The following is a 12464-nucleotide window of genomic DNA, read 5'->3' as shown; positions in this document are numbered from 1 at the left end:
ACCCGCTTCTGGAGTTACCGATGGAAATCGTTACCGAGTTTGCCCACAAGGTCCGTGAAATCGAGCATTGCCTGATCCCGCTGAGCGATGGCACACAACTGGCCGCCCGCATCTGGCTGCCGGAAACGGCAGGCGATCAAGCCTTCCCGGCGATCCTCGAATACCTGCCGTACCGCAAGCGCGACGGTACCGCCGTGCGCGATGCGCTGACCCATCCGTGGATGGCCGGGCAGGGCTATGTCTGTGTGCGGGTGGACATGCGCGGCAACGGTGAATCCCAAGGCCTGATGGCCGATGAATACCTGCTGCAGGAACAGGATGACGCCCTCGAAGTGATCGACTGGCTATGCCAGCAACCCTGGTGCGACGGCAACGTGGGGATGATGGGCATCTCCTGGGGCGGCTTCAACGGCCTGCAAGTGGCGGCGCGCCAGCCCGAGGCATTGAAGGCGATCATCACCCTGTGCTCCACCGATGACCGCTTTGCCGATGACATCCATTACAAGGGCGGCAACCTGCTGATGGAGAATTTCGGCTGGGCCGCCACCATGCTCAACTTCAGCGCTGCGGTGCCCGATCCCTTGCTGGTGGGCGAAGACTGGAAAGCCATGTGGCAAGAGCGCCTGGACGCCATGCCGCTGCTGGCCGAGACCTGGCTGCAACACCAGACCCGCGATGATTACTGGCGCCATGGTTCGGTGTGCGAGGACTACTCGGCGATCAAGGCGGCGGTGTATGCCGTCGGTGGCTGGGGCGATGCCTACAAGAATGCCGTGCCACGGCTGATGGAAAACCTGCCGGGTCCGAAGAAAGCGATGATCGGCCCGTGGATTCACAAGTACCCGCATTTCGCTGTGCCCAAACCGGCTATCGGCTTTTTGCAGGAGGCCAAGCGTTGGTGGGATCACTGGCTCAAGGGCATCGACAACGGGATGATGGATGATGCCGCCTGCACTTTTTACCTACAGGACGTTCTGCCACCCAAGGGCAGTTACGCCGAGCGGCCGGGTGTGTGGGTGCAGACATCGGGTTGGCCTGATCCTCAGGTTCAATGGACCGATTACAGCCTCGACGACGCGGGTCTTGCGCCGGGCCGCCAGCCATTGGCGACGGCACGCAGTGTCTGTTCACCACTGACCACTGGCCTGCATCAAGGTGAATATTGCGCCATCTGGTTCGGTCCCGACGGCCCGACAGATCAGCGCCGCGACGACGCTCACTCCCTGTGCTTCGACTCCCTGCCGCTGACCGAGCCGCTGGCGCTGCTGGGCGACGTGCGTTTGAACCTGCGAGTGGCCAGCGATACCACCTGCGGGCAACTGGTGGCCCGACTTAATGCCGTGGCCCCCGATGGTCAGGTCACGCAGATCACTTATGGCGTGCTTAATCTCACCCTTCGCGAAGATGTTTCCCGGGTGACACCGCCGGTGCCGGGCGAACCGATGGACGTGCAATTGAGCCTGGATCACGTCGGCATGCGCCTTCCGGCGGGCTACCGTTTGCGCCTGGCCCTCAGCACCGCCAGTTTCCCGCTGCTGTGGCCCAGTCGCGAATTGACCACCCTGACCTTGCTGCCCGAACTGCAAAACGTGCAGTTGCCCGTTTTTACCGGCGAGGCTATAGAGTGCCCGTTCGAAGCCCCGCAATCAGCCCCGCCAGCGGCCCTGGAAGTCCTGCGCGCTGCCGCGCCGAAACGCACGCTGATGGAAGATGTCGGCAGCGGTGAAGTCTGCGTGAAGATCGAGGATGACCTGGGCGCGGTACGTTTTACCGATCATGGGTTGTCGGTGGACCAGCGCTGCACCGAGCAGTACCGCACCTTGGCGTGGGACCCGTTGTCGACCCGTGCCGATATCCAGTGGCACTACCGTGTCAGTCGTGATCAATGGTCGGTGGAAGTGGACAGCAGCCTGCATGTGCACGCCGATGCTCAGTGGTTCTACATCGAGGCCGAGCAAGTGGCATGGGAAAGTGGCCAGTGGGTGCATCGTCGCCAATGGAGCAAACGTGTAGCCCGGGTCGCGCTGTGAATGATCAAGTGGCAGGATGCCCATAAACCTGATCACCCGCTGGCGCCAGTTCATCGGCGCCAGCGCTTGCCATTGGAAACCCTCATGTCGCGCCGAAACGTCGATCTTCCACCGCTCAACTGCTTGCAGACATTCGAGGCAGCAGCTCGCCATCTGAGCTTTACCCAGGCCGCCCATGAACTGAACCTGACCCAAAGCGCGGTGAGCCGGCAGATCAAGCGCCTGGAAGAAGACCTGGCGCGCCCGCTGTTCCATCGACTGGCACTGGGCATCAGCCTGACGCCTGCAGGTGAGCGCTACTTCCGCACTATCCAGCGTTTGTTGCGCGAGCTGGATCGCGAGTCGGCCGAGTTGCGCCGCCGGGGGGCGGATCGCCAACTCACGCTGGCCAGCACGCCGACCATCAGTTCAATCTGGCTCGCCGCGCTGTTGCCCGCTTTCCAGAGTCAGCACCCGGACCTGGATATCCGCATCCTGTGCAGCGAGAGTCCGAGCCATCTGGACGTCAGCGAGTATGACCTGGGCTTGTTTTATCACCTGGATGAGCTGCCTGCGCCTCACGGCCTGGAGTTGACGCCGGTGTTCGACAGCGAGCAGGTCATCACTGTTTGCAGCCCCAGCTATGTGGAGCGTCACGGGCCGATCCGTGACCCGCAGCACCTGCTGCATGCCCACACCTTGCTGATCGTCGAGGATCACTATCACGACTGGCTGACCTGGACCGACTGGTTCGTCGATGCCGGCGCCCATTACCACGCCCCGCGCCATGCCTTGCGCACCAATAGCTACCAGTTACTCATGCAATCGGCGGTGATGGGCCATGGCGTAGCCCTGGGCTGGAAAAGCCTGCTGGAGGGTGAGTTGGCGGCAGGGCGCCTGCAAATGGCCTTGCCCCACAGCATGCTCAGCCGCGGGCGCCTGCAACTGATGCAACCGCACCATCGCAACCCGCCATCGGCTGCCCGCAGTTTTCGCCAGTGGTTGCTGGCACATGCCGACACCTTGAAAACCACCTCCTGACCTGACCTTTATGAACTTGACCCTGCTGACCTTTCCCGCGCTCTACAGCGCCACCATCCTGATGCTGGCTGGCAACGGGTTGTTTTTCAGTTTTATCGGCCTGCGCCTGAGCAGCGAGGGCGTCAATGAACTGTGGATTGGCGCACTGACAGCCGCCTATTACGGCGGCATGGTCTGCGGCGCCAAGTTTGGCCACCGGATGATCGCAGGCGTCGGTCATGTGCGTTCCTACGTCGCCTGCGCCGGGGTCGCCACTATCATCGTGCTGTTGCACGTGTTGTTCGAGCAGTTGGAGTTCTGGCTGGCGCTACGGTTTGTCATGGGGCTGGTGATGATGAACCAGTACATGGTGATCGAGAGCTGGCTCAACGAGCAGGCCGAAAACAACCAGCGCGGCGCGGTGTTCGCCGGCTATATGGTCGCCGTCTCCCTGGGCTTGATGCTCGGCCAGGGCGTGTTGATCTGGCGCCCGGAGCTGGACTTCAAGCCGCTGCTGATCGTCGCCATCTGCTTTGCCGCCTGCCTGCTGCCGGTGACCATGACCAAGCGCCTGCACCCGGCCAAGTTGGTGGCCGCGCCGTTGGAAGTCGGCTTCTTCTGGAAACGCGTGCCTCAGGCATTGACCACGGTGTTCATCACCGGCCTGATGATCGGCGCTTTCTACGCCCTGGCGCCGGTGTTCGCCACCCGCAACGGCCTGAGTACCGCTGAGGCCGGCACCTTTGTCGCGGTGTCGATCTTTGCCGGCCTGTGCGGGCAATGGCCGATTGGCTGGCTGTCTGACCGGATTGATCGTTCCCGGCTGATCCGTTGCTGCGCCCTGGCCCTGGGCGTGTTGGTGATCCCGTTATGGGGAATGGTCCAACTGAGCTATCCGCTGTTACTGGTGTTCGGTTTTCTCAGCGGCTTGCTGTTGTTCACCCTGTACCCGTTGGCGGTTGCACTGGCCAATGACAACGTTGAACAACCGCGCCGGGTGCCCTTGAGCGCCATGATGCTCGCCACCCACGGTATCGGCGCTTGCCTGGGGCCAATGGTCAGCGGGGCGCTGATGAACAGCTATGGCCATGGCGCCTTCTACATGCTGTTTTCCGCTTGCGCCTTGCTGCTGATCTGGCGAGTGCAGCCCAAGCAGGTCACTGGCGAATACCTGGTGGACGGCGCACCGCTGCATCACGTCGCAATGCCGGAGCACCCAATGGGCGCCATGGCCGCCATGCTCGATCCGCGCGTGGACGAAATTCCCCAGGAACTGGTGATCGACGAGCCAGCGTCTGCTAGTGATCCAGGCGTGAAGACCTGATCGGATTACTTGGCTTTTTTCTTTTTCGGTTGGCGCGTGGACAGATGGTCAAAGCAAAAGGACGCGGCGCCGAACAGCGCAATCATTGAAAGTACGATCATGCCGAGTGTTGAGCTTTCCACGGTGACTTCCTACGAGTGTGAGGGGTAGGAAGCCACGGTAGTGGCGGGGCGCCAGTGTCTCAATAGACTCGACGCAATCGTTATGATCGCCCTCGAATCTATATGAAACCTTTACAGGTTACGGCTGTGACGGTAGTCGCTGACCGCTTCGTACACCGCTTTGCGCAGTCGGTTGATCCCGCCAATCGGCCGGTGCTCTTCCAGGCCGAACCAGGGGTTGAACGATTGGTTATCGCAGGCCAGGTTCAGCGCCGGCGTATCGAAATCCTGGGCCGGGATCTTGATGTTGGCGACAGTTTCATAAGGTGCATCGCTTTGCTTCCACTCGATGCTGGTGTCTTCGATCGGCATGTATTTCTGTGGATTCTGCCGCTGGATTTGCAGGGCAAAACACGCCGCCACACGGTCGGTGGACAACTGCTGGTTCAAGGCACTGCGCAGGAAGTTCGGCAGGTCCTGATTCTGTTTGGGCAGGGAGTACTCCGGGCAGCTTTGCGGGTCGGGTGCGACGCGAAACTTGGCGTTGGCCGTGCCGAACTTGTAGGGCGATACGGAAAAGTAGGTGGTCTGGGTCGCACTGGCCGGCGCTGGTGCCAGGGTCGCCAGGGCGATAAACAGGTGGCGCACCTGCCAACTGCGCGGGTCGAGGCTTGGGAAGAAGGCCATGACTTTTTTGCCATCGGCCTGGGCGCCTACGTTCTGCGCGTACTCAGCAACGTCGCTGACAAAGAAGTTCGGATGACTGAACATAACGAAATCCTGTTCGCTGCGCGCCTGCTGATCAGCCAGCAGTTGCTTGCCCGGTACATCGAGCAACTTGATCGCCATGCCCCGGGCATCGCGGATGCTGTCGAACTGCGGGTAGGCGTTGCCGTTGGACAGGCGCAGGGTCGCCTGCCAGGTTTTGCCCGGCTCGGCAAAAACGCCCTGGCGCAGTGCCGGGTCGAGGTCCGCCAGCACGCTGACCTCGGCCTTCACGCAGCCGTGAGCCTTGGCATGGGCGTCGCGTAAATAACGTGTGCCCTCGCGGTGCTGATCGACGATGCGCACCGCCGTCTGAATGATGCCTTGGGTCATGGCGGCTTCCCCTGACGGGATTTGTTCATCCGGCGATACCGGACCGCTGTGTTGCCAGGCGAACCAGATGGTGGACAGCAACCAGCCGAGCAAGCCCAGGCCCACCAGCCACAACAGGGTCTTGCCGAGAAACGCGCCGAGGTGCAGCCAAAGTCGAGCGAGCATTGAAAAATCCTTTTTGACGAAGACGGTTGATCAGGGCAGTTGCTGTTCCAGCGGGCCGCCCAGTACTTTCAAATATTCCAGCAGCGCCCAGCGTTCCTCGGGCAGCAAGCCACGCCCGATCACGCCGTTGCCCCGCTTGCCGGCACGGAACTCGTGACCGCTGTTGTGGTTGCCGGTGATCTGCGTATCGAACAGGAAGGCGTTTTTAAAGGCCGAGGTTTGATAGCCCAGGTGACGCGGGTCGTAGTCGAAGGTGCCTTTATAGAAGGTACGGCTGCGCTCGTCCTGGGGAGAGAGCAACTGGTAGATCGTCGGTACCGAGCCGTTGTGCAGGAACGGCGGCGTGGCCCACACGCCGGCCAGCGGGCGTGCCTTGTAGGCGCGTAACTCGCGTACGCCAATCGGCAAGCCGTAGCCGTCCAGGCGCGGGCGTTCGGCCGGGGTGACACCGGCAGCGCGATAAGCATGCTCTTCGACGAAGGCGGTGACGTAGGCCAGCCCCTTGGCCACCGACATTTTTCGCAGGTCCAGAGGCTCGGTTGGCGTCGGGTGTAGTTCGACGTTCAACTGCGCCAATTCTGCCGGGTCCCATTGCAGGGCGCTGAGGTCGTAACGCTGGTCGGCGATGTTGCTGGCGGTACCAGGGTCGGTGCCGATCACCTCGATGGGGAGCATTTTCAGTTGCTGCATCGGGCGACCATTAACTTGGGTAACGGTTGGCACGTGGCAGCCGGCGCAGTTTTTGCTGAATAGGGCGCGGCCTTGGGCAGCCAGTGGCTTGTCGACGGCGCCGAACAGCTCTTCAGGCCAGGTGGGAGGCTTGAGCCGTTGCAGGGTTTCCTCAATCAGGTTCAAGTCGCGAACTCGCACGCTGGACGGGTAGCGCGCATCGCCCTTGAGAGGCTGGCCGGCGCTGTCGAAGAAATCCAGGGTTGCGCCCACGCCCAGGGCTTCACCGATATTGCGCGCCATGGGTTGCTGGGCCGAGCCGTTCCATTGCACCCAGTCGAAGTTCCACATGTCCCACAGTTGCGGGTAATCCACCGGGGCGTTGGCGATGCGGTAGTTGTCTGGGGAAATGGCATCGCCGAAGCTGGCATTGGCGATGCGGCCGAAAGCGTCGGTGCGGCCGGGGCCTTCTTCGGTGGGGTAGAGGCCGCGATGGGTGTCGTTCCAGGCGACCTTAAGGAAGTTGTCCAGTGACTTTTTGAAGTCCTGGCGCAGTTGGCTATGTCGGGAGTCGTATTCGTCCCCCAGCACCGTGCGGGCGAAGCGCTCGAACTTCCACGGGTTGTAATAGGTGGACGCGAGGCTGGCTACCAACGCCTGGCCGAAACTGCCACCGCGCAGGGTAGGAACGCTGGAGGGCAATACGTGCTGGGCTGAACCGCCGTCGATGCGCAAGGCCTGGCCTTTGAAGTGCAGCTCACCGGTGTGGCAGGCGGCGCAAGTGATGTCTAGAAACTCGTCGTTGCTGCCGGCGTTCTTGTGTCGGGCGAAGCCGACAGGCAGGTTGCCGGGGTTTTGGGCTGTGACCTGTTGTCGCGGGTCTACCAGGAAGCCGAAGCGCGCCAGGTACTCGGGCGCGGCAAAACGTTGCTGGGAAAATGGCAGTTCCAGCGCGGCGAACCAGTCATAGCGCAGGCCCTTGACCTGGGTGCCCTGGGGCGTGAAGTAATACGTCTGGCGGTCGGCCGCACTCCATTGATTCTGGTAGTGGACCTGCTCCACCGGCACGTACTCCGGCAGTTTCGGGTTGGCGACGTAATAGAGCAGCACGGCAAGACCGACGCTCAGTAATACGAGGGTTAAGAGTAAAAATCGGGAAAAAATGCGCAAAATAACTATCCTTGTCGAGTGGTAGCGCTGTTATGCCATCACCCAATGGGTGCGGCAAGTAACCATGAGCCCAGCTCATGGACGGTTTCTGGCGGTCCCAGCATCCGTTGCAGGGCGTTGGTACGGATGAAAATGCGTTTAAACACGTGAACTTATCAGAAGTTTCCTGCTCACATGCCGGTAGCCATTGGTCGTGGCCGCCTGATAAGCTCGCGACTTTACTCGAATGCCCTTTTGGCGCATGAACAAGGAAATAGCATGAAACAGCATCGGTTGGCGGCGGCGGTGGCCCTGGTTAGCCTGGTACTTGCGGGTTGTGATTCGCAAACCAGCGTAGAGCTGAAAACCCCGGCGCAGAAAGCTTCCTACGGTATCGGCCTGAACATGGGCAAAAGCCTGGCTCAGGAAGGCATGGATGACCTGGACTCCAAAGCGGTCGCCCAGGGCATTGAAGATGCCGTCGGCAAGAAAGAGCAGAAGCTGAAAGATGACGAACTGGTCGAAGCCTTCGCCGCACTGCAAAAACGTGCTGAAGAGCGTATGACCAAGATGAGTGAAGAGTCGGCAACCGCTGGCAAGAAATTCCTCGAAGAAAACGCCAAGAAAGACGGCGTTGTCACTACCGCTTCCGGTCTGCAATACAAGATCGTGAAGAAAGCTGACGGTGCTGAGCCCAAGCCTACCGACGTAGTGACTGTTCACTACACCGGCAAGCTCACCAACGGCACCACCTTTGACAGCTCCGTGGATCGCGGTAGCCCGATTGACCTGCCGGTCAGCGGCGTGATTCCAGGTTGGGTCGAAGGCCTGCAACTGATGCACGTGGGCGAGAAGGTTGAGTTGTACATCCCGTCCGACCTGGCCTACGGCGCCCAGAGCCCGAGCCCGGCGATTCCAGCCAACTCCGTGCTGGTATTCGACCTGGAACTGCTGGCGATCAAGGACCCGGCCAAGGCTGAAGCACCAGCTGCCAAGTAACACGCAGTTGAACACCCAACGCCCCGTCTCGACGGGGCGTTGTTGTTTCTGGGGCAATCGTACCTCTCAATCCCCGCAGCCCTTGTAAGACCGCCGCGATGCCATCGCAGCCTCGCTAAAGCTCGACAGCTCCTACAGTGCTTTGAATCCAGTGCAAATCCAACCGAACGTGTGCGACTGAGGGCAGTCTGATAAAAGACCTGAGTGTGGGTATCCGCAGATGCCCCCCAAGTCAATGAATTCTTGGGTTTTTTTTATATGCGCAAAAAACGCCCGATCTGACCGTGGGCCTTGTAATCCGGGCCTTGCAGCCGCGAAAATGCGCTCTGTTCACAAGGTTATCCACAACTTGTGTGGATAACCTTTTCTGTCGCCTGGAACTGGAGTGACGATGAAAGCACCCTGGAATTTCACCCGTTTCCTGCCTTTGGCCGCGCGCCTTCTTGGTCGCGGTCGCTTGCCGACCCTGTTGTTCGCGGTGGCTGCCAAAGGCTCCAGCCAGGGTAACCGGCTGGGAAAGCTCAAGGACGACCTCAAGTTGCTGCAGGCGCTGTGCCTGGCTTATTGGCGCGGCGAGTACCGGGCGATCAGCCCCAAGGCCCTGGTGTCGGTGGTGGCGGGCTTGATGTACTTCCTCAGCCCTATCGATGCGATCCCGGACTTTATCCCCATGTTCGGCATGCTCGACGACATTGCCGTGCTGGCATGGGTCATGAAGACCCTGGACGGCGAACTGAGCGCTTTTCGCGCCTGGCGTGAACGCCAGCGCCCCGAAAAGCTTGCGGTGGTTGAGCGCCTGCCTGACACGCCGCAGCTTCTGGAGCAGGAAAACCCGAAAAAAAACTGAACGCGTGGATTATCCCCCTGCGCTCTTTGTGGCTGTTAGGATTACACTCCTAAGGAAAGTACTTACTCAGTAAGTGTTGTGATCCTACGGGGCAGTCATGGATATACAAATAATTTCACGGGATGGTGAACCCGAGTACGCGGTTCTGCCATGGGCTCAGTACCAGGCATTGTTAAAAACCGCCGGTCTGCAGCAGCCTGCGACGCCCTCATCGAATATCCCCCAGGCCGCTGTCGATCAGGATTTGCGGCCATTGGCGCACCTGTCCAGCTTGCGCGAGGCAAAGGGCCTGGCCATCGAGACTCTGGCCCGCACCGTGGGTATCAGCCCGTCGTACCTGGGCTTGATCGAAAGCGGCGAACGCCAGCCGGATGCCGCCATCCGCCGCAGCTTGGCCTGGGAACTGGGTATCGCCGGTTGGAGGGATGAAGTGTGAGCGTGCGCATCAGCCGTCAACACTGGGAGGGGTTGCTCAACGAACTCGACCAGGCTCGCCGCCAGCGACACCTCTTGACCTATCGCGCCCTGTTGGAGCGCCTGCAATTTCCTGCCCCGGCCATGCAAACCCTGACAGCCGCCCTGGAGCATTTGGCGGCCTTGGATGCCAAGGCCGATCAGCCGTTGCGCAGTTCTCTGGTGATCAGCCAGGGCGCTAGCCGCCTGCCACGTACCGGCTTTTTTGAGTGCGTCGAGCGCCTTGGTCGCTTTTGCGGGCCGTCCGATGGCGTCGCAGCCGCGTCATGGCACGCATCGGAAGTGGTTCGAGTGTTTGAGTACGATTATCCTGAATCGGTGGAGGCCTGAGTGCTCTGGAAACTCAAGGCGTATGTCAGCTATTGGCTAGCGCGCAAACTGTTTCATTGGTCCTGGTTCATGCAGCAGCCCCGTGGCTGGCACTGGCTGGAAGGTCAGTTCGCGCGCATGGCCAATCTGGGGAATGTAGAGGCGCAAAGTTTCTACGGGCATATCCTGACCTTTCGCGGCCAAGGCCTTGGCGCCCGTGAAGAGGGGGTGCGCTTGCTGCGCCTGGCCGCCCAGGCCGGTGATGGCAAGGCGGCCTATCAGGTGGGTGTGTTAAGCCTGGCGGGAAGCCTGGGCAAGGCGCCGGACCCTGTGGAAGCGGCCCGTTGGTGGAAAGTTGCCGCCAAGGCCGGGCATCCATTGGCGGCCATTCGGCTGGAACAGCTGGGCTGAATCCCCTACAGGGATTCTGGCTCCTCCAGTTCCAGCCGCAAGCTATCAATCACATGAATGCTATACCCCGCCACATTCTTGGCGTGGTGTTTGGCCTGCGATGCCAGTTCGGCCAGTTGGCTGGCATCGAGATGGCCACAGCTCTGTGGATGCAAATGCACCACGCCGATGGACAGTGACAACAACGCAAACTCCTGGCGCACCCCTTGCCGATTCAGCGCGATAAAACAGCCAGCTTCCAGGTGTTCGCTGCGGTAAAAACGTCGGCACTGAGTCTGGAAGTCATCCACCAGTTGATTCAGCCGCTTGCGCCAATCCTGGGCACCCAACACCAGCAAAAAATCATCGCCGCCTATGTGCCCGACAAAGTCGCGGCTCGGGTCTACCCGATCGTTCAGGCATTGCGCCAGGCACAGCAGCACTTCATCGCCGCGCCCATAGCCATAGATGTCGTTAAACGGCTTGAAGCTGTCGATATCCACATAACAGATCACCGATTCGCGCTGCTGCTGCAAGAGCCGCGTCAGGCACTGCTGGATTGGCACGTTGCCGGGCAGCAGGGTCAGCGGGTTGGCGTAGCGGGCCTGCTGGATTTTCAGTTCGGTAATCAATTTGAGCACATCAATCACCCGGCCCAGTCCCAGGTAGTTACCGTTGAGGGTGATGATGAAATCTTCTTCAATCCGCTGCCGCGCACGGCTAGTGAGCAGGCGGCTGACCTGTTGCAAGGACTGGCTCAACTCCACGGCGAGAAAGTCGTCACTCATCAAGCGGCTGATGGGCTTGCGGGCAAACAGGTCGGTGGCAAAGGGCTTGAGCAGCGCGTCCGAGAGAGAATGTCGATGCACGATGCCAATGGGCTGGCCACGTTCATCCAGCACCGCCAGTGAGTTGAGGTTGGCCTGGCGGCGAAAGGCCTCCAGCACTTGGGCGGTGGCTGTGTCTTGGCCCACCGCCGGCTGCTCGTTGAGCAGGGCGCTGAGGTCGCTGGTCTCATCGTTGAGGGGCACGATGGCGTTGTCCGGCTTGGGTAACATTAACCGTGCTTCCTGGGGCGGATGTTCCTGAGGGCGGCAGAGCAGATAACCCTGGATCAGGTCGACGCCCATCTCCGTCAGCACGGCCAGTTCTTCTGATAGCTCGATACCTTCGGCGATCACCTGCGCACGGGACGCCCTGGCGATTTTCAGGATCGAGCCGACGAACTCGCGCTTGAGTGCGTCCTGGTGGATGCCATCGATAAAGTGCCGGTCGATCTTCACATAGTCCGGACGCAACTCGGACCACAAGCGCAGGCTGGAATAGCCGGCGCCCAGATCGTCCAGGGCAATCGAAAATCCCATGGCGCGATAGTGATGCAATGCGGTTTGCAGCAGTTGAAAGTCGTCGGTCGGGGTTTGTTCGGTGAGTTCGATCACTACCTGGCTGGGAGGAATGCCGAAGTCACGCAGCAGTTGCAGGGTGCGTCCCGGTTGGTGCGCGGTTTCCAGCAGGGATTCCGGCGAGACGTTGAGAAACAGCTTGCCCGGCAGTTTCTGTTCGCTGAACCGCCTGCAGGCGCTTTGCCGGCAGGCCATTTCCAGTTCACTGAGACGCCCAGCGTAGCGGGCCACGGAGAACAGTGCGATAGGGGAGTGCAAAGGGCTGTTGGACGGGCCGCGGCTCAAGGCTTCGTAACCGAGGATGCGCCGTTCGGAGAGGGAAATGATCGGTTGGAACAGACTGTGCAAACTGCCTTGAGCCAGGATGGAGCCCAGGGCATTCAGCTGTTCGGTCATGGTCATGGTGTTCTCTATCGAAAAAAAGGACCGGATACGTTACGTATCCGGTCCTTCATTTCACGACAGAATGATGTCTATATGATGACACTCCGGGGAGCGGTCATATTA

The 12464-nt window shown here is 60.5% G+C and carries 11 protein-coding genes; 8 read left to right on the top strand and 3 right to left on the bottom strand.

Annotation, left to right across the window (positions count from 1 at the left end):
* Positions 1–20 precede the first annotated feature (20 nt).
* From ACZRJ6_RS20550 to ACZRJ6_RS20540, 3 genes are all read left to right on the top strand, one after another.
* Positions 21–2030 (top strand): CocE/NonD family hydrolase, encoded by a 2010-nt coding sequence (locus ACZRJ6_RS20550; protein WP_463969725.1) that lies wholly within the window; start codon positions 21–23, stop codon positions 2028–2030.
* 84 nt (positions 2031–2114) lie between these two features.
* Positions 2115–3050, top strand: a complete 936-nt coding sequence (locus ACZRJ6_RS20545; protein WP_463969807.1) for a LysR substrate-binding domain-containing protein — start codon at positions 2115–2117, stop codon at positions 3048–3050.
* 10 nt (positions 3051–3060) lie between these two features.
* Entirely contained in the window at positions 3061–4353 is a 1293-nt protein-coding gene (locus ACZRJ6_RS20540; protein WP_463969726.1) for an MFS transporter, read from the top strand.
* Between the two features lie 233 nt (positions 4354–4586).
* Here the strand turns inward: ACZRJ6_RS20540 and ACZRJ6_RS20535 are convergent, their stop codons facing one another.
* Together ACZRJ6_RS20535 and ACZRJ6_RS20530 are read right to left on the bottom strand one after the other, a co-directional pair.
* On the bottom strand, positions 4587–5717 hold the full coding sequence (locus ACZRJ6_RS20535; protein WP_463969727.1) for a catalase family protein: 1131 nt from the start codon (positions 5715–5717) through the stop codon (positions 4587–4589).
* Positions 5718–5747: 30 nt separating this feature from the next.
* Positions 5748–7556 carry a di-heme-cytochrome C peroxidase gene (locus tag ACZRJ6_RS20530; protein WP_463969728.1) on the bottom strand — a complete coding sequence of 603 codons (1809 nt, stop codon included), beginning with the start codon at positions 7554–7556 and terminating at the stop codon, positions 5748–5750.
* A 258-nt stretch (positions 7557–7814) separates the two neighbouring features.
* Between ACZRJ6_RS20530 and ACZRJ6_RS20525 the strand changes: the two genes are divergently transcribed.
* The 5 genes from ACZRJ6_RS20525 (at position 7815) to ACZRJ6_RS20505 (ending at position 10575) form a co-directional block, all read left to right on the top strand.
* Positions 7815–8534, top strand: a complete 720-nt coding sequence (locus tag ACZRJ6_RS20525; RefSeq protein ID WP_463969729.1) for an FKBP-type peptidyl-prolyl cis-trans isomerase — start codon at positions 7815–7817, stop codon at positions 8532–8534.
* Between the two features lie 391 nt (positions 8535–8925).
* Positions 8926–9381, top strand: coding sequence for a YkvA family protein (locus tag ACZRJ6_RS20520; protein ID WP_149411508.1), 456 nt, complete (start codon positions 8926–8928; stop codon positions 9379–9381).
* A 97-nt stretch (positions 9382–9478) separates the two neighbouring features.
* Positions 9479–9817 (top strand): helix-turn-helix domain-containing protein, encoded by a 339-nt coding sequence (locus tag ACZRJ6_RS20515; protein ID WP_463969730.1) that lies wholly within the window; start codon positions 9479–9481, stop codon positions 9815–9817.
* Entirely contained in the window at positions 9814–10185 is a 372-nt protein-coding gene (locus ACZRJ6_RS20510) for a hypothetical protein (protein WP_463969731.1), read from the top strand. The genes ACZRJ6_RS20515 and ACZRJ6_RS20510 overlap by 4 nt, the downstream gene beginning before the upstream one ends.
* Positions 10186–10575, top strand: a complete 390-nt coding sequence (locus ACZRJ6_RS20505; protein WP_463969732.1) for a tetratricopeptide repeat protein — start codon at positions 10186–10188, stop codon at positions 10573–10575.
* Positions 10576–10580: 5 nt separating this feature from the next.
* Here ACZRJ6_RS20505 and ACZRJ6_RS20500 read toward each other — a convergent pair whose 3' ends face one another.
* On the bottom strand, positions 10581–12359 hold the full coding sequence (locus tag ACZRJ6_RS20500) for a bifunctional diguanylate cyclase/phosphodiesterase (RefSeq protein WP_463969733.1): 1779 nt from the start codon (positions 12357–12359) through the stop codon (positions 10581–10583).
* Positions 12360–12464: the final 105 nt, after the last annotated feature.

The organism is Pseudomonas sp. C321 (genome assembly GCF_055407105.1).
The sequence above is the reverse complement of the archived record's forward strand: the minus strand, read 5'-3'. Positions and strand labels throughout refer to the sequence as shown.